This window comes from Mesorhizobium sp. FG116 (assembly GCF_057809835.1).
The window spans coordinates 1-18,314 of record NZ_JBMDKS010000008.1 but is presented as its reverse complement, the minus strand read 5'-3'; the positions used below and the strand labels follow the sequence as shown (position 1 = coordinate 18,314).

Genomic DNA, 18,314 nt, shown 5'->3' with positions numbered 1-18,314 from the left:
CTCGCGGGCATGCTGCCGAGGGTCCGCTGCAGTCGAACATCCGATCGGCGCGTGGAAAGATCACCGCATTGGAGCGGAACTAGGCCTGGTCCTTTGCTGCCTGACGCAGCAGCATGCCGAACAGGTCGCGGGGCTCGTCCGGATCCGCGAGCAAATCGAGTTCTTCAAACCGCTTGGTATGGACAAGCTGGTCGCGGACGTAGCGCAGCGCTGAAAAATCCTCGATGGCGAAACCGACGGAATCGAACAGGGTAATATCGCGCGGGTCGTCGCGGCCCGACGCCTTGCCGGTCATCACTTGCCACAACTCGATCACTGGATGATCGGCTGCAAGCTGCTGGATCTCACCTTCGATGCGCGTCTGCGGCGGATATTCGACAATGATATTGGAGCGCAGCAGAATATCACGGTGCAGTTCGGTCTTGCCGGGGCAATCGCCGCCCACGGCATTGATGTGAACGCCGGTGCCGACCATGTTGTCGGTCAATATCGTCGCGTACTGCTTGTCTGCTGTCACCGTGGTGATGATGTGCGCGCCTTCGACCGCTTCCTGCCCGGTTGTGCATATGGTTATGTCGAAGCCCTGTCCTTTGAGGTTGCTTACGCATTTGCGGCTGGCCGAGATGTCGATGTCGTAAAGCCGCAGCTTGTCGATGCCAAGCAGGGCCTTGAAGGCCATCGCCTGGAATTCCGATTGGGCGCCATTGCCAATGATTGCCATCGTGTCGGCGCCCTTCGGCGCAAGGTATTTGGCCGCTACCGCCGACGTGGCGGCCGTGCGAAGCGCGGTGAGGATCGTCATCTCGGTAAGCAGCATCGGATAGCCCGAGCCGACATCGGCAAGCACGCCAAATGCCGTAACGGTCTGGCGGCCCTCGCGCATGTTCTTGGGGTGGCCGTTGACATATTTGAATCCGTAGAGCTGGCCGTCGCTGGTGGGCATCAGTTCAATGACGCCGTCGTGACTATGCGAGGCGACGCGGGGTGTCTTGTCGAACAACTCCCAGCGCAGGAAGTCTTCCTCGATATAGGCAGCAAGATCGGTAAGAAAGCGATCGACGCCGATATCGAGAACAAGCTTCATCATGTTCTCGACGCTGACGAAGGGCACGATGTTCAAATTGGCAATGGTCATCAAAAGCTCCTCGTCGGCCGGTCCATGATGCGACGGCCCATCAGGCTTGCGGTAAGGTCGACAAGCAGGATGGCGGTCCTTCCCCGTTCGTCGAGGAACGGATTGAGTTCGACAAGGTCGAGGCTGGTGACCAGTCCGCTGTCATGCAGCATTTCCATGACCAGATGTGCTTCACGGAAGGTCGCTCCACCCGGAACCGTGGTTCCGACAGCCGGCGCGATGAATGGGTCGAGGAAATCCACGTCGAGGCTGACATGCAGCAATCCGTTCTCTTGCCTTACCCGCTCCAGAAAGGCGCGCAAGAGCGGAGCCATGCCGTGCTCATCGATAGTGCGCATATCGTGAACGGTGACGCCCAGGCGCGAAAGCGCCTCGCGCTCGGCCGGATCGACGCTGCGGACGCCGAGAGTGCAAACGCGCTTGGGGTCAACGGTAGCAGGGCGGGCGGGGAAATAGCCTTCGAAGCCGGGCAGGCCGGATGCATAGGCAAGCGGTACGCCGTGAAGATTGCCGCTTGCGGTGGTATCGAGCGTATGAAAATCCGGATGCGCGTCGAGCCACAAAACGAACAAGGGTCTTCCGGTTTCGGCCGCACGGCGGGCAACGCCCGAGACCGTTCCCGCCGAAATACTGTGATCGCCGCCCAGAAAGATCGGCATGGCGTCGGCAGACGCCGCATAAGCTGCCTCGGCAATGGCCGCGGTCCATGCCGAGATTTCCGGCAGGGCCTTGAGAGCCTTGTTGCTGTGCTGCGCTACCGAGACCGGCGTGGAGACCACCGTTCCGAGATCGGTCAACGTGTGGCCGAGTTCGACAAGCGCTTGCCCAAGGCCTGCGGTGCGCAGCGCGCTCGGCCCCATTTCACAACCCATGCGACCGGTTCCATCCTGAACCGGCGCTCCCAAAATCTTGCAATACATTTGCTGCCTCGACGAAGGAAAGCGGCATTGAACCGGAATGGCTTGGCGAAATGAAGTGATTCAATTGACAAGTTTGTTAGAATGTATGTCCAAATCGGTGGAACTGATTATCGAAATGGAACAAAGATGGACGATCTGGACAAAGGGCTTGTCACGCTGTTGCGCCATCGCGGTCGCCGTAGCATCTCGGATCTGGCGCTGGATCTCGGCGTGTCGCGCGCCACGGTGCGCGCACGGATGGCGCGACTGGAGAAGTCCGGCGATATCGTCGGCTACACCGTGATCCTGCGCGCTGATGCAGTTGACCAGCCTGTTCGCGGCATCATGCTGATCGAGATTGAGGGGCATGCTGCCGATCGTGTCATCAAGTCTTTGGGCGGATTTTCCGAAGTTTCGCAGATCCACACCACCAACGGTCGCTGGGATCTCGTGATAGAACTTGGCACCGGGACGCTGGCAGACCTGGACGGGGTCTTGCGCAAGATCAGGCTTATCCCCGGAATTACCGGTAGCGAAACCAGCCTGCTGCTTGCCACGCCCCGAAGCACCAAGGCGAAATTGTAGCCTGCGAGGAAGGCTTTCGCGCGCAAATTTACAGATTTCTGCCAGCCTTGAGGCCGACCGCCGTGAGTGCCTGATCAATCACAAACACGGCAAAGACATATCTTCCTGCGCCTCGCCGCTGGACAATCCTACTCAATAAGCTCGAATTTTCAGACTGTTACGGCATCGCTCGGCGAAGTGATCGCTTCTATCCTGCAAACGTGCCGATCTCCCAGTGAGGCCGATCCGGCTCAAGAACCGAAGCATTCAGCGGTTTTGCGAATGGCCGAAGACATCAAGCACTTGACGTCGATTTTTCATTATGCGAAATTCGCAACATAGATAGTTCATTATGCAGTTTTCGAGGGAAACGTGGATCTGAACGGGCTGGAAGCCTATCTTGCGGTCAGCGATCTCGGCAGCGTAACCGCCGCCGCGAAGAGCTTGAATCGATCGCAGTCCAGCGTCAGCCGGCTGATCCAGGAACTCGAGCGCGATCTCGGCTACGCGTTGTTCGAACGTTCCGGTCCCCGGCTGCTTCCGACTTCGCAGGGAATGTTGCTGCTTGAGGACGCCGAGCGGGCGCTTGGCAGCATCAGGCAGATCCGTCGCCGGGCCGAACATATCGCGCGCGGGCAACAGCGGCCTTTGAGCGTGGGCGCTATATCGGCCCTGGGTATCGGTTTGCTGCCGAAGGCGTGGGCGCTTTGCGCAGGCGATCTCGGCTGCGGTCTGGAAGTTCGCACGACACTGCCGGGGGAAGTCCGGCATTCGGTCATAGATCGGCAGGTCGACATTGGCGCGACCAGCTTGCCGCTCGATCACCGCGACATGGATATCCACTGGATCGGCAGCGCTTCGTGTGTTCTTGCCATGCCAGCTGGCGATCCGTTGAGTTCAGGCAAGGGCCCGGTTCGCCTTTCCGAGCTTGCGGGGCGGAAGTTTGTTGGAATGGCGGAGGATTTTCGCGGGTTGCCGGCGCGCATAAGGAACGTGCTTCGGCAACAGGATGTGCCGGTCGAAACGGTCATCCAGACCAGTTCCAGCATGAACCTGCTCGGGTTTATCCGGCAAGGGGCGGGCCTCAGCATCATGGAGCCGGTGACGATTGCCGGCGTGGAAATGGAGGGCGTGGTGACCCGCCCGCTGGAAACCGCCATCCCGTTCTATTTCGGCGTCATCACTCTGGCGTCGGCCGCCCCAAGCGAGGCCGGCCAGACATTCATTCGCGCAATTGCCTCGGCAGCTTCATCGCTGCTGCCGGACTTCAAGCTTCTTCAGCCTGATCAGCACGAAAAGCTGCTTCTCGAACTCGATGGTCTCGGGGACTAGCCGCAAGCGTCGCTGATATCCCGCATAACTCTTGTCGCAGCAAACAACAAAAGAGGGGAATGATGACACACTCGAAGTTTTCCAGACGTACCGTTCTGCTTGGAACGACGATCCTCGGCGTCGGCCTGTTGGCGCCCTCTCTGGCTATCGCCCAGCAGGAGCCTCGCCGCGGCGGGACGATGACCGTCCATCTCAATGCCGAACAACGCATCCTCAACCCGGCCGTCCGCGCCGGAACCGGCGTCTACATCGTCGGCAGCAAGATCGTCGAGCCGCTGGTCGATCTTGGGGCCGATGGCGAGATTGTCCCGGTTCTGGCAACCTCATGGGAAAGCTCGGCCGACGGTCTGTCCATTACCTTCAAGCTTCGCGAAGGCGTGAAATGGCATGACGGCAAGCCTTTCACCTCTGCCGACGTGCAGTTCAGTGCCATGGAACTGTGGAAGAAGGTCCTCAACTACAGCGTCCAGTTGCAGCTCTATCTCGACGCCGTTGACACGCCTGATCCACAGACCGCGGTCTTCCGCTATTCGCGTCCGATGCCGCTAGGTCTGCTGCTCAGGGCTCTTTGCGATCTCGGCTATGTCGCTCCTCGCCACATCTATGAGGGGACAAATGTTCTGGAGAATCCGGCAAATGTGGCTCCGATCGGAACGGGTCCATTCAAGTTCGTCGAATATCAGCGCGGGCAGCACATCATTGCCGAGCGCAATCCCGAATATTGGCGTGAAGGCTTCCCGTATCTCGACAAGGTCGTCTGGCAGGTCATCACCAATCCGTCCACGGCCGCTGCTGCCGTCGAGGCGGAGCAGGTGCTCATCAGCCCCGACATCACCATGTCGCTGGCTGACATCAACCGGCTGTCGAAGGACGAGCGTTTCGAGGTGTCGAGCCGCGGCAACGAAGGCGCGTCGTTCAACAACGACGTCGAGTTCAATTTTCGCCGCAAGGAATTGTCGGACGTTCGGGTGCGCCGGGCCATTGTCCACGCCATCGACGTACAGTTCTTCATCGACAACTTCCTGTACGGCATGGGCGAGATTGGCGTCGGCCCGATCCCGACCTTCTCGAAGAATTTCTATACCGGCACGAAGAACCCTTACCCGTTTGACCGGGCCAAGGCGGAAGCGCTTCTGGACGAGGCGGGCTATCCTCGCGGCGCAGATGGAAAGCGCTTTGCAATCAACATCGTGCCGATACCCGGCGCCGAGGACATGACGCTGTTTGCCACCTTCATGCAGCAATCCCTGGCGGAAGTCGGTATCGACCTCGAGGTTGTCTCGCTCGACATCGCCGGTGCCTTGAAGCGCATCTACGATGACTGGGACTTCGACTTGGCGACCGGTTGGCATCGGTTCCGTGGCGATCCGGCCGTCTCGACTACGGTCTACTATCGGTCAGGCGCCAAGAAGGGCGTGCCTTGGAGCAACCAGTTCGGTTGGCAGTCAGATGAGGTGGACAACCTCATTGACTCAGCCGCATTCGAACTCGATCCAGCCAAGCGCAAGGAACTTTACGGCCGGTTGGTCGATCTGGTGAACGCCGATCTGCCCGTATGGATGGCGACCCAGCGCACCGCCGTTTCGACGACGAACCGCAAGGTTCAGAACCACCACAACAGCGCCCGATGGGATTTCGGTAGCTGGTACGACACTTGGGTCGCTGAGTAACAAAGGTCATTGCGGTGCCCTTTGCGGGCACCGCAATGACGAACGACCAGGAAATCAAAAATGCTGAATAGTGCTGCAACTGCCAGCCCGGGGCATGGGTTGGCGGCATTGGAACTTCGTGTCGCAGAAGACCTGAGAAACCTCAATTATCCGGCAAGGAGTTGGGTTCCCAGCCGCGCGCCTGTCGACAACAAGGACGTCCAGGATGTCGTTGTCATCGGCGCTGGCATGTGCGGCCTCGTCGCCGCTTTTGCACTCAAGATGGCCGGCATTTCCAGGTTTCGGATCATCGACCGCAACCCGGCTGGTCTTGAAGGACCGTGGCTGACCTATGCCCGCATGGAGACGCTTCGCTCGCCCAAGGATCTGGTTGGTCCTGCCTGCGGCATTGGCTCGCTGACCTTCAGGGCCTGGTACGAGGCGTCCTTTGGATTGCAAGCCTGGGATGACCTCTACCGGATTCCCCGGGCGGTCTGGATGGACTACCTGGTGTGGTTCCGCGATGTTCTCGGCCTTCCTGTCGAGAATGGCTTCGAGGTTTCCTCGATTGGCCCCGGCGAGGGAAATCTGGTCGCGGTGGATTTCGCGGCCGGCCGGCCGTCGATCCAGGCGCGCAAGATTGTGCTGGCTACGGGGCGTGATGGCGTTGGCGGGCCTGCAATCCCGTCTTTCGTGGACGGGCTGCCGAAAGCCGTATGGGCACACACGACGGAGATGATCGACTTCAGCGCCCTTGCCGGAAAGCGCGTCGTCGTGGTTGGTGTCGGCGCCTCTGCAATGGACAACGCTGCGACCGCACTTGAATCCGGCGCCAGCGAGGTTCGCCTGCTTGCGCGCCGTCCGGTCATGCCGTGCATCAATAAGCTGATGGGAATTGGCAGCTACGGATTGAGCGCCGGTTTTTCTGCGCTCGACGACAACTGGAAGTGGCGAATCTCCGAATATGCGATGCGGCAGCAGACGCCCGCGCCCCGCAGTTCTGTTTTGCGGGTCAGTCGGCATGGCAATAGCTCTTTCCACTTCGGCCAAGGCATCGAGCAGATCACGCTTCAAGGTCAAGAACTCGATATCCGCACGACGGCAGGTGCCTCCATTCAAGCCGATTTTCTGATCCTCGGTACAGGATTCGAGGTCAACCTCGATACGCGGCCCGAACTGAACAATATTGCTCGCAATGTTGCGCGTTGGCGCGATCGCTTTGAAGCTCCGAAAGGCATGGAAGCAGCGGATCTTTATCGCCATCCATATCTGAATTCCGACTTTTCCTTCCGGGAGAAGACGCCGAATTCAGCACCTTGGGTCGGAAACATCTACTGCTTCAACCACGCCGCGGCACTGAGCATGGGCAAACTGAGCAGCGATATTCCAGCTATCAGCGAGGGCGCGCAGTTGCTCGCCAAGTCGATATCCGAAGCATTCTACGTCGAAGACATAGAGCATCACTGGGGATTGCTCGAGAATTATGAAGAGCCGGAGCTTTTCGGAGATGAATGGATTGGCTCCGAAATATAGCACGCTCAAATCTTGAGATATTTGGGAAAAATATATCAATGCAGACCATATCGTTGGAAGCCCTGATCGGGCCTTGTGATAGTGCCGCCTCTGACCTGTTCGAGAAGCGGCGCGAGATTATCGACTTAAGCGATGCATGCTTGCAGGCAGCGATTGCCCCGTCAGACCCCGGCGGTATTGGTCATGGGCTTCGTTGGGCGCTGGCGCTGCGGATGGCGAGATTGCACAGCATCGACGAATTGGTCGATGTTCTGGAAGCAAGCGAGCCGGAACATGAGGTTTCGGAATTTCTCGGCTCGATCGCCGTGGGCCGCGAAGCTGCCGGTGCCGACCTGCGTACGCGCGCCATCGTTGCTCACGCCGACATGTTGGCCAACGAGCCCCGTGCAGCCACGAAACAGTGCATCGTCAAGCTTGTCGAAGCCGGCGTGGAACAGGCTGATATCGTCCGCCTGTCAGAATTTGTCGGTGTCCTGAGTTACTACATGCGCGTCGTTGCCGGCGTGAAGCTGCTGACGGGGAGGGCGTGATGACCACTGTCGTCGAGCAATTCACCACGAAGATTCCGTACTGGAATCCCTACATCGTGCCCGTCGATCTTGAGACCGCATCGCAAGAGCAGAAGGAAGCGTTGAAGATCACGCCTTCCAATATGAAGGTTTCGGAATATGTGCTGGTGCTGGCGCATGATCCCGAGACACTTGCCGTCCGGTCCCCGCTTTTCAACGAAGTGATGTATGGCAAGGATGGCCTTGGCCGGGCTGAGCGCGAACTGGCGGCCCTTGGCGCTTCAATCTACAATGGCTGCGTCTATTGCACGGCTGTACATTCGAGCCGCTACATCTCGCTGTCGAAACGCCCGGAAGTCGTCGACGAGATATTCGCAAGCGGCGTCGATGCCGAACTCGACGAGAATGCGTCTGCTCTTTTTGACCTCAGCGTAAAGCTTTCCAAGGCGCCGCCTGAAGTTCCGGAAAGTTCGATCGGCGACCTCAGGGCGATGGGTTACTCGGACCTTGAGATCTTCGATCTGATCCTGTCGGCCGCGATGTTCGGCTGGGCGAACCGGCTGATGCATTCACTGGGCGAGCCGTTGATGTCGAAACCTTAGCCCGCGGCAGAACCAGGAAGGCATTCCATCGCATAGCGGACAAGCCGCTCATCATTGAGCGGCAGACGAACAAGTGAGAAAGTGAAAATGAAACCATCTTCCATAGCGGTCTCAGTCGATGTCGGCGGCACTTTCACCGATATCGTCTACCTGTCCGGCGACAACAAGCTGAATGTCCTGAAAGTGCCGACCAGCAGGCCGAACCCTTCCGAGGGCATGCGGCAGGGTCTGTTGGAGATCGCCGGCAACGATGAGGGCTTTCTCAAGCGGGTCGATCGCTTTGTTCATGGCACGACGGTTGCCACCAATGCGGTTCTTGAGCGCAAGGGGTCGCCTACCGGGCTGCTGGTAACCGAGGGTTTCCGGGATGTGCTGGAGATTGGCCGCTCTTTCCGCCCGAATATGTACGACGTGTTTGTCGACAGCGGAACGCCGATCTTCCTCGCGGGGCGCTCGCGTCGTCTCGGCGTCAAGGAAAGAATAGGCCCCAAGGGAGAGGTCATCCAGGCTCTCGACGAGGCCAGCGCTCGCGAAGCGATCCGTCAGCTTGTCGATGCCGGCGTCGAGGCTATCGCCGTCGCGTTCCTGTTCTCGTTCGTGAATCCGGAACATGAATTGAGGGTGGCGGAGCTGATCGCCGAGATCGCGCCGTCCATGCATGTGTCGCTGTCTCATCAGGTCGATCCGGCATTCCGCGAATTCGAGCGGACCTGCATCACCGCGTTCGATGCCTATGTGAAACCAAAGCTAAGCCATTACCTGAAAACCGTGTCGGAAGATCTGGCCAGCGTCGGCGTTCCGGCAAACCTGCAGGTGATGCAGTCGCGTGGCGGTCTCAGCAACGCCGGCACTGCGGTGCAACGGCCGGTACGTCTCTTCCTTTCCGGGCCGGCTGGCGGCGTTATGGGCGCGCGCGGTTGTGGCGGCGTTGCCGGCGAGCATGATCTCATCACCTTCGATGTCGGCGGCACATCCTGCGATATCGCGCTGATCCAGGATGGCCAGCCCTTGGTCAAGCCAACCAGCTCCATCGACGGATACATGGTCCGCGTGCCCATGGTCGATGTGAACGCGATTGGATCAGGCGGCGGCAGCATCGCCTGGCTGGACGTCGGTGGCGGTCTGCGTGTGGGACCGCATTCGGCAGGCTCCGTTCCCGGTCCCGCCTGCTACTCAAAGGGCGGCGAAGAAGCGACGGTGACCGATGCCTCCGTCGTGCTGGGTTACATTAATCCGGACTATTTTGCCGCGGGCTCACTCAAGCTCGATCCGAAACTTGCGCACAAGGCGGTGAAGGAAAAGATCGCGGATCCGCTCGGCATGTCCGTCGTCGAGGCGGCACTTGGCATTCATCGCGTGGTCAACGCGCAGATGTCAGAAGGCATTCGCCTGATTTCGGTAAAACGCGGCATCGATCCCCGTGATTTCACGCTTGTGCCTCTCGGCGGTGGCGGTGGCATGCATGCGACCGCGCTGGCGGACGATCTTGGCATGGATCGCATTCTTGTGCCCGTTTATCCGGGCGTTCTGGCCGCCTGCGGCTTGCTCGTATCGCCGGTCCAACATGAAGCTTCCGTCTCGTTCCAGAGCCGGATCGAAGACACGACGCTTGAACAGATCGAGCAGAAGCTGGCTGGTCTGGTCGAACAGTGCCGCGAGTTGATGGCACTCGAAAATGCCGCATCCGATTTCGAGCTGAACTATTCGGCAGATATCTGCTTCGTGGGACAATCTCATACGCTTGCCATCCCGCTCGACCTTAAGGCGCTGCGCGCCGACGGCGGTAGCTTGCGCTCGCTGAGCGAGGCATTCGTGCAGGAACACCGCCGCATCTACGGTCATGGCGAGCCGGGTCCGACCAGGATCGTCAATCTCGGCGCCGTGGCATCGGTTTCCCCACCCTGGTCTTTCGATAAGGTCTCCTATGAGACGATCCCGGCGACGCGTGGCGGAACCCTCCGGGAAGCAATTTTCAATCTCGAAGCCGGGCCGGTAAAGGCAAAGGTGGTCGAGCGTCATTCGCTGGCCGTTGGCGATGTCGTCGTGGGGCCTGCTATTTTGGAACAGAGCGACACCACCACGCTGGTAAGCCCGGGCTGGACCGCGACGGTCATCACCGGCGGCAACATCATGATGGAGCGGAACTGACATGCTCAACACCACCATAAGAGCAATGGACCCGGTCACCATCGAGGTGACGCGCAACAAGCTGGACAGCATCGCAGACGAGATGGAATGGACGCTGCTGAGCGCATCATTCTCACCTATCGTCAAGGAGGGCCTCGATGCGTCGGCCGCCCTTTTCCTGCCGAATGGAACCACGCTTGCGCAGGCTTGCGCCATTCCGATCCACCTCGGCTCGCTCATTCCCAGTGTCGGCAACATCATCCGTGTGTTCCCGATCGAGACGATGCGCGATGGCGACGTCTACTGCATGAACGATCCCTACGCAGGCGGCACCCATATCCCGGACGTGGCGGTTGTCATGCCGGTGTTCCACCATGGGCAAGTCATCGCGCTCAGCGTGACGATGACGCACCATCAGGATATCGGCGGCATGGCGCCGGGGTCAGTGCCGACAAACGCCACCGAGATTTACCAAGAAGGCCTGCGCATCCCCGCGCTGAAGCTGATGTCTGATGGGCGCTACAATGAGACGCTGATACAGCTCATTCGGCTCAACGTCCGCACGCCGGATTACTTCATGGGTGACCTCAATGCGCAGATCGCCGCTTGTACCGTCGGTGCGCGCCGAATTCGCGAACTTGCCGACAAGGTCGGCGGCAGCGAGAGCTTCGTCCAGATAACCGACACGCTCATCAAGCGCTCGGAAATGCTGACCCGCGAAGCCTTGCTCAAGCTGCCGCGCGGCACGTACCGGTCGGTCGACTACATCGACAATGACGGCGTCGATCTCGATCAACCCGTCAAGATTGAGATCGCGGTTACCATTGGTGAAGGCACGATGCACTTCGATTTCACCGGCACCAGCGCGCAGGTGCGTGGCCCGTTCAACTGCGTGCCTTCCGGCCCGCAGTCGGCAGCCTACTACACCGTGCGGGCCTTAACTGACCCCACGATCCCCACGAATGGCGGCTGCTTCAGGCCGGTCACGCTGCATTTGCCGCGAGGCTCGCTGGTCAATCCGATCGAGCCTGCCCCGGTCAACGCCCGTTCGATTTCGATCAAGGCACTGGCCAACAACATGATGGGTGCCTTGGCTCCTGCTGCGCCCCACCTGGTGCCGGGGTTCAACGCCAATCTCCATCTCATAACCTTTGGCGGCCAGCGTTCCGACGGCTCCAATTTCGTCGTGGGCGAACTCGTCTCCGGAGGCATGGGCGCCACGTCGAGGAATGACGGCAACAGCGTCATGGAAGGCGACGTCTCCAACGGCATGAACATGCCGATCGAGGCGATGGAACTCGACTATCCGATCCGCATGGTCAGTTCGGAGCTTCGCACGGATTCAGGCGGTGAAGGCCGCTGGAGGGGCGGGCAGGGCTATTCGCGCGAATATCTTGCACTTGCCGACGGCATAACGCTGACCCACCGCGGCGACCACCACCGCCAGGGCCCGCGCGGCACCGCAGGCGGCGGATATGGCCTTAACGCGTCGTCGTGGATCATCCGGGCCGACGGACGCCGCGAGGAGATCAAGTCCAAGCTTGTTACTCATCTCAACAAGGGTGACCGGCTCTTCCTCAATACCGCCGGTGGTGGCGGCTTCGGCAACGTCGCCGAACGGCAGCCGGGCCTGATCAGCAGGGATCTCGCCGACGGCAAGGTCTCGCAGCGTTTGGCCGACGACTGGATGAAGAAGCAGAAAGTTGCGCAATGATCCTGCGTGTCCTCGTTCGACGGCTGATAAGCAGCATTCCCGTGCTGCTTATCGTTCTCATCGGACTGTTCGTGCTGTTGCAGTTCGCTCCCGGCGATACCGTGGATGCGTTGCTGGCCCAACTGGGTGGCGGAGGCAGCGAGGAACTCGCTGCCGAACTGAGGCGCATGTACGGCCTTGATGTGTCGTCGACGGCGCGCGCGCTGAACTATCTCTGGAACCTCGTTCGATTCGACCTCGGCTATTCCGCCATCTACGGCAAGCCTGTCGCGGATGTCATATTCGAGCGCGTGCCCTTGTCGCTGCTGATGATGGGGTCGGCCCTTTGTTTCGCCTTCTCCATCGGTGGCGCGCTGGGTGTCCTTGCCGCCCGCTATGTCAATCGGTGGCCTGATACTCTGGTGTCTACTGTCGGTCTCGTTTTCTATGCGACGCCTGCCTTCTGGTTCGGCCTGATGGGTATCGTCGTCTTTGCCGTGAAACTCGCGTGGCTGCCGCCGGGCGGCATCGAGCAGATCGGTTCCGGCTTCACCGGAATAAGGCGCGTGCTGGATATTGCCTGGCACCTCATCTTGCCGGTTTCCTCGCTCGCGCTGATCTTCCTCGCAACGCACCTGCGCATCATGCGCGCTTCCATGCTTGAGGTCATGACCCTCGACTTTGTCAGGACGGCACGCGCGAAAGGCGTCCGCGAAAGCACCGTCATCTATCGCCACGTTCTGCGCAATGCCCTGCTGCCGATGGTGACATTGCTCGGCCTTCAGGCAGGAACCATGCTTGGTGGTTCGGTGGTGGTCGAAAGCGTGTTCTCGGTGCCGGGGTTGGGCCGACTGGCCTACGAGTCCGTCGTTCAGCGCGACTTGAACACATTGCTCGGCGTGGCGCTGATTTCGAGCATCCTCGTCATCGTGATCAATCTGTGCGTGGACCTTCTCTACGCATGGCTCGACCCGCGCATAGTTGCGAGGTGACTCAATGGAATTCCTGAAGCTCTACAGACGCTCGCCTGTCGCCATGTTCGGGCTGATCCTGCTGCTCGGCTTTATTGTCATGGCGTTGGTCGCGGGCATTGTCTTCCCAAAAAATCCTCTTGCTCTCGTGGGGCGGCCACTTCAATGGCCGTTCACCAATCCGCATTACTTGCTGGGCACGGACAATCTGGGCCGGGACATCGCGGCGCAATTGTTTTACGGAGCGCGGGTATCGCTCCTCATCGGTCTCGTGGCGACGTCGATATCGATAGTCATCGGCGTGGTGATCGGCGCTTTGTCCGGTTACTACGGCGGGTGGGTGGATGATGTGCTGATGCGCATCACGGATGCGTTTCAGACGCTCCCCAGCTTTATACTTCTGCTTGTCGTCGTTGCCGTCTTCGGCACGGACCTCAAGACCGTCACCATTGCCATCGGCCTTGTCTCATGGCCCTCTCCCGCCCGGCTGACCCGTGCGGAATTCCTCACTTTGCGCACGCGTGAATTCGTCGAATCGTGTCGGCTGATCGGCCTGCGCGACCGGCAGATCATCTTTCGCGAAATACTTCCGAACGCGCTTCCCCCCATCATCGTCTATGCCAGCGTCATCATGGCGACGGCGGTGATCCTGGAAAGTTCGCTCGCGTTCCTGAACCTGTCCGACCCGAACATCGCGTCGTGGGGCAACATGATCGGAGCCGGTCGCGCGGTCCTGCGCAGCGAATGGTACGTGGCCGCGCTGCCCGGCATTGCAATCTTGCTGATCGTTCTCGCCGTGTCCCTGGTGGGCCAGGGCCTGAACGACATGCTCAATCCGAGGTTGAAGCGCCAGTGACCCAGCCCCTGCTTGAAATTGATGGGCTGAATGTCCGCTTGCCGGACTGGGCCGATCGCGCCTTTGCGATCAAGGACCTGTCCCTGACGATCAACCGCAACGAGATCGTGTGCCTTGTTGGCGAAAGCGGTTCCGGAAAGTCCCTCACTGGAACCGCGGTCATGGGCCTGTTGCCGCCCAGCATCAAGGTGGAATCCGGCCGTGCCGTCTTTGACGGAATGGACTTGCTGAAGCAGACGCCGGAAACCATCCGCCGGCTTCGCGGTTCGCGCATCGCCATGGTCTTCCAGGAGCCGATGACGGCTCTCAATCCTGTCCGGACGATCGGCGATCAGATCGGCGAGATGTTCCGTTCCCACGTGAAGCTTTCGAGACGAGAGATCCGGCAAAGATGCCTGGCGCTTCTGGAAGAGGTGCGCATCCCCGATCCGCAGCGGGTCATCAACGCCTATCCGCACCAGATGTCCGGCGGCCAGCGGCAGAGAGCCATGATCGCCATGGCGCTTGCGCTTGAGCCTGACCTTTTGATCGCAGACGAACCCACTACCGCTCTCGACGTGACGACGCAGAAGCAGATCATCAACCTGATGCAGGAGATTCAGCGTCGCAAGGGGATGTCCATCCTCTTCATCACGCACGATCTCGGCGTTGTCGCCGATATCGCCCATCGTGTCGCCGTGATGCAGGGTGGCGCCCTGGTTGAAACGGGAACGGTCCAGGACGTGCTGGACAATCCGAGCCAGGATTATACGAAGCGCCTTCTGGCTGCGGTCCCTTCAATCGAGCCACCGCCGAAAAGACAACGAAATGAAGCAGAGGTCCTGTCGGTCAAGGCGGTATCGAAGACCTACAGCAGCAGGGGTTGGTTCGGACGTCCGACGCGCACGACCTATGCCGTGTCGGATGTAAGCTTTTCCCTGGCGAAGAACTCGACACTCGGAATCGTGGGCGAAAGCGGCTCGGGCAAATCCACGCTTGCGCGATGCATTGTCGGTCTTCTCAAGCCCGAATTGGGCCAGATGCAGCTTGACGGCCAGTCGCTGCTCGGCATGAACCGACGGCAGGCGCGGGAAAATGCCCGTCGCGTGCAAATGGTGTTCCAGGATCCCTTCGCTTCCCTGAACCCGCGCCGCAAGGCAGGCGAATTGGTCATGCAGGGCCTGCTCGTCCACGGCACGCCGAGACCTGAAGCGCGCCGCCGCGCGGAAGAGATGTTCACGATGGTGGGGCTGGACCCCGCATCGATGGACAGGTACCCGCATGAATTCTCGGGCGGTCAGCGCCAGCGTATCGGCCTTGCCCGTGCCTTGACGCTGGGGCCGGAACTTCTTGTTGCGGACGAGCCGGTCTCGGCGCTCGACGTGTCGGTCCAGGCACAGGTTCTCGACCTGCTCGTCTCCCTGCGCGAGCGGCTTGGCCTGACCATGGTCTTCATCACGCACGACCTGCGCATTGCCGCGCAACTTTGCGATGAAATCGCGGTGATGAAGTCCGGCAAGATCGTCGAGCATGGGCCAGCCGCCGACGTTTTCGCCAATCCTCAGCACGCCTATACACGCGAACTGATGGACGCCATTCCGGGTCACGACTGGTTTCTCCGGAAGAAGCGCGTTCCAGCGCCGGCAACTTAACCGCAGATATTCAGGACGAAAGGCATGTATCCAGAACTCTTCCTTTTCATCGACGGTGCCCGGCACGGCGTTGAAGGCCGTGCGCACGAAGCGGTCATCAATCCGGCCACCGGCGAGACGATCGGCATGCTGCCGCTTGCCGGCGAAGCTGACCTGCAAATGACGCTGGAGGCGGCCGACCGTGCATTCAAAACATGGCGTCTTGTACCTGCGGCGGAACGCTGCCGCATTTTGCGCAATGCCGCCGGCTTGCTGCGCGCAAGGGCCGGTGAGCTTGCCTTGCGCCTGACGCTGGAACAGGGCAAGCCGCTGCGCGATGCAGCAGCCGAGTATATCGGCGCGGCGGAAATATTCGAATGGTACGAGGAAGAAGGCCGGCGTGCATATGGTCGCGTGATCCCAGGCCGCGCGGTGGGCCTGCGTCAGATTGTGCTCCAGGAGCCTATTGGTCCGGTCGCGGCGTTTTCGCCATGGAATTTCCCGGTCATTACCTCGGCAAGAAAGATTGCCGCCAGTCTCGCGGCGGGGTGCACATGCATCCTCAAGCCTTCCGAGGAAACGCCGTCATCGGTGCTGGCCGTGGCTTCCATCCTCGAAGAGGTTGGTCTTCCTTCCGGCGTGCTCAACATCGTTTTTGGCGTGCCGGAAAAGGTCTCGACGACGCTCGTGCGTTCCCCGCTGGTTCGAAAGGTAAGCTTGACCGGTTCGACAAGGGTTGGCCGGGAGCTAGCGCGCCTTGCGGCCGAAGGCCCAAAACCTGCTACGATGGAATTGGGTGGCCATGCCCCTGTCATAGTAGCAGGGGATGTCGATGCTGGCGTGGCCGCACGTTTGTCGGCAATGGCCCGGTTCAGGAATGCGGGACAGACCTGCATCGCGCCAACGCGCTTCTACGCGCACAAGTCGATTGCAGCGAAGTTCGTCGAAGGCTTTGTCGAGCAGGTCAAGACCATCAAGCTTGGCGACGGTCGTGAGGACGACGTCACGATGGGCCCCCTTGCCAACGCACGAAGGGTCGAAACGATCAGTGAACTCGTCGATGATGCGGTGCAAAAAGGTGCGAAGGTCGCACACGGCGCCAAGCGTGCCGGCAATCGAGGTTATTTCTACGAGCCGACTGTATTGGTCGATGTGCCGGGTGACGCGCGCATCATGAGCGAGGAGCCGTTCGGTCCAGTCGCGATCATCAACTCCTATGACGATCTGGACAGCGTCATAAGAGAGGCAAACGGGCTGCCCTATGGTCTGGCGGCCTATGTTTTCAGCAACTCCGACCCTCTTCTGGCCAGGCTTGTTCGTAACATCGAAGCAGGCGCGATTGGTATCAACAGTTTCGGCGTGTCGTTACCCGAAGCACCGTTCGGGGGCGTCAAGTCGAGCGGCTATGGCTCGGAAGGTGGCTATGAGGGTCTGGGTTCGTATCTGGTCACCAAATATGTGAACCACGCGCTCATGCCCCAATCAGGTGCCTGACGAGGCTTCTTTGGCCGGAAAACGTTGGATTTTCCGGCGAGCCGACTACCCGTAAAAGCTGTAAGGTATCGCCACATCGACGGACCGATTCACTGGGCGTGTCCGCTGCCATCGACTTGGCCGACCACTATTGATCAGCTCCAATTGTAACAATTTTAGTATTATCTTAAGTATTAACCAGCTCCAAATATTCCGCATTTCGGCATAACCCCTTATATCGCCTAGCACTCCTCCCCATTGATCGCCCGAGGATTTCGTGGATTCCGTGCGTTAAGTAACAAGGGGTTTGGCGATGGCTACCGAAAGCTTCACTGAGAATCTGTCTTCCGATACGGCACACGAGCAAGTTGAGCGCCCGGTGGCGTTCCAGGGCGAACAGCAAATCCAGGTTGCACAGGCTGAAACCGCGCCAGCGGCCGCTGTCGAAACGGCGGCTCCGAGTGGAGCGCCTGGAGAGACGGTCGTTGCGGTGGCGGAAAACAACACTGTCAAGCTGCCGGCCGGCACCTCCATCGAGCGGATCGAGATCGATGGCGACAACCTTGTACTGGTTCAGCCAGATGGAACCCGTATTGTCATCGAGCATGCGGCGCTGCATGTGCCTACTTTCGTCATCGATGATGTCGAGATCCCCCAGGAAGCTCTCGTCGCTGCGCTCCAGGCCAATGACATCAACGTGGCAGCGGGTCCCGACGGTACGCTCACCGCATCGGCATCTGGTTCCGAAAGCGCCGGTGGCAACTTCGATCTGCCGTTCCCCGGAATTGGCGATGCCGGCCCAATCATCGACCTCCTCCCCCCGACCGCGCTGCAATTTCCGGAACTCGAACGGCGTGAACTTTTCCCGGGCCGCACCAATCGTGGCCCGTCGATCGATCCGGATCCCAGCAATCCGAACGACCCCAACAATCCCGGCGGCATTGGTGTCAGCGATCGGATCGTCAACGAAGCCGGTCTGCCGGCCGGATCGGCGGCAGGCAACGGCAGCTCCGTTGTGCATGGAATCCTGCAACTTTCTGATCCGGACGGATTGAGCGACATCGCCAGCATCACCATAAATGGTCAGACTTTCACCGTTGGCGAACTCGCTGACAACTCGGTGGCTAAGTCCGTTGTGGGTGCGCACGGCACGCTGACGATCACGGCCTACAATACGACGACGGGCGTTGCGAGCTACAGCTACGAGCTGACGTCTGCGACGACGGACGTTGCCAGTGTTGCGGAGACGGATGCGTTCACGCTGACGGTGTCCGACGGCACGACCAGTTCGGCGCCGGCCACCATTACCATCGAGATTGTGGACGATGTGCCGACGGCGGTGGCGGACACGGGCTACGGGG

The 18,314-nt window shown here is 59.9% G+C and carries 15 protein-coding genes; 13 read left to right on the top strand and 2 right to left on the bottom strand.

Annotated elements, in window-relative coordinates; genetic code table 11:
• Positions 1 to 79 precede the first annotated feature (79 nt).
• Positions 80 to 1,135 carry an ornithine cyclodeaminase gene (ocd, locus tag ACODTY_RS08605; RefSeq protein WP_488993876.1) on the bottom strand — a complete coding sequence of 352 codons (1,056 nt, stop codon included), beginning with the start codon at positions 1,133 to 1,135 and terminating at the stop codon, positions 80 to 82.
• Positions 1,135 to 2,055: an arginase gene (rocF, locus tag ACODTY_RS08600; protein ID WP_488993875.1), complete on the bottom strand. Its 921-nt coding sequence runs from the start codon at positions 2,053 to 2,055 to the stop codon at positions 1,135 to 1,137. Before rocF ends, ocd begins: the two co-directional genes overlap by 1 nt.
• A 126-nt stretch (positions 2,056 to 2,181) precedes the next feature.
• Between rocF and ACODTY_RS08595 the strand changes: the two genes are divergently transcribed.
• The 13 genes from ACODTY_RS08595 to ACODTY_RS08535 all read left to right on the top strand — a co-directional run.
• Positions 2,182 to 2,619 carry an Lrp/AsnC family transcriptional regulator gene (locus ACODTY_RS08595; RefSeq protein ID WP_488993874.1) on the top strand — a complete coding sequence of 146 codons (438 nt, stop codon included), beginning with the start codon at positions 2,182 to 2,184 and terminating at the stop codon, positions 2,617 to 2,619.
• A 351-nt stretch (positions 2,620 to 2,970) separates the two neighbouring features.
• Positions 2,971 to 3,930 (top strand): LysR family transcriptional regulator, encoded by a 960-nt coding sequence (locus ACODTY_RS08590; RefSeq protein ID WP_488993873.1) that lies wholly within the window; start codon positions 2,971 to 2,973, stop codon positions 3,928 to 3,930.
• A 62-nt stretch (positions 3,931 to 3,992) separates the two neighbouring features.
• Complete coding sequence (locus ACODTY_RS08585) at positions 3,993 to 5,600, top strand: ABC transporter substrate-binding protein (protein ID WP_488993872.1); 1,608 nt, start codon at positions 3,993 to 3,995, stop codon at positions 5,598 to 5,600.
• Between the two features lie 60 nt (positions 5,601 to 5,660).
• Positions 5,661 to 7,112: an NAD(P)-binding domain-containing protein gene (locus ACODTY_RS08580; RefSeq protein ID WP_488993871.1), complete on the top strand. Its 1,452-nt coding sequence runs from the start codon at positions 5,661 to 5,663 to the stop codon at positions 7,110 to 7,112.
• A gap of 38 nt (positions 7,113 to 7,150) precedes the next feature.
• Positions 7,151 to 7,642, top strand: a complete 492-nt coding sequence (locus ACODTY_RS08575; protein ID WP_488993870.1) for a CMD domain-containing protein — start codon at positions 7,151 to 7,153, stop codon at positions 7,640 to 7,642.
• Positions 7,642 to 8,223: a peroxidase-related enzyme gene (locus ACODTY_RS08570; protein ID WP_488993869.1), complete on the top strand. Its 582-nt coding sequence runs from the start codon at positions 7,642 to 7,644 to the stop codon at positions 8,221 to 8,223. Before ACODTY_RS08575 ends, ACODTY_RS08570 begins: the two co-directional genes overlap by 1 nt.
• A gap of 87 nt (positions 8,224 to 8,310) precedes the next feature.
• Positions 8,311 to 10,371, top strand: a complete 2,061-nt coding sequence (locus ACODTY_RS08565) for a hydantoinase/oxoprolinase family protein (protein WP_488993868.1) — start codon at positions 8,311 to 8,313, stop codon at positions 10,369 to 10,371.
• Position 10,372: 1 nt separating this feature from the next.
• Complete coding sequence (locus tag ACODTY_RS08560) at positions 10,373 to 12,064, top strand: hydantoinase B/oxoprolinase family protein (protein ID WP_488993867.1); 1,692 nt, start codon at positions 10,373 to 10,375, stop codon at positions 12,062 to 12,064.
• Entirely contained in the window at positions 12,061 to 13,035 is a 975-nt protein-coding gene (locus tag ACODTY_RS08555) for an ABC transporter permease (protein WP_488993866.1), read from the top strand. Before ACODTY_RS08560 ends, ACODTY_RS08555 begins: the two co-directional genes overlap by 4 nt.
• Positions 13,036 to 13,039: 4 nt before the next feature.
• The gene (locus tag ACODTY_RS08550; protein WP_488993865.1) at positions 13,040 to 13,870 is read left to right on the top strand and encodes an ABC transporter permease; all 831 of its coding nucleotides are present in this window, start codon (positions 13,040 to 13,042) and stop codon (positions 13,868 to 13,870) included.
• The gene (locus ACODTY_RS08545) at positions 13,867 to 15,501 is read left to right on the top strand and encodes an ABC transporter ATP-binding protein (protein WP_488993864.1); all 1,635 of its coding nucleotides are present in this window, start codon (positions 13,867 to 13,869) and stop codon (positions 15,499 to 15,501) included. The genes ACODTY_RS08550 and ACODTY_RS08545 overlap by 4 nt, the downstream gene beginning before the upstream one ends.
• 24 nt (positions 15,502 to 15,525) lie before the next feature.
• Complete coding sequence (locus ACODTY_RS08540) at positions 15,526 to 16,974, top strand: NAD-dependent succinate-semialdehyde dehydrogenase (protein ID WP_488993863.1); 1,449 nt, start codon at positions 15,526 to 15,528, stop codon at positions 16,972 to 16,974.
• Between the two features lie 292 nt (positions 16,975 to 17,266).
• On the top strand, positions 17,267 to 18,314 hold a 1,048-nt coding region (locus ACODTY_RS08535; RefSeq protein WP_488993862.1), incomplete at its 3' end, for a hypothetical protein.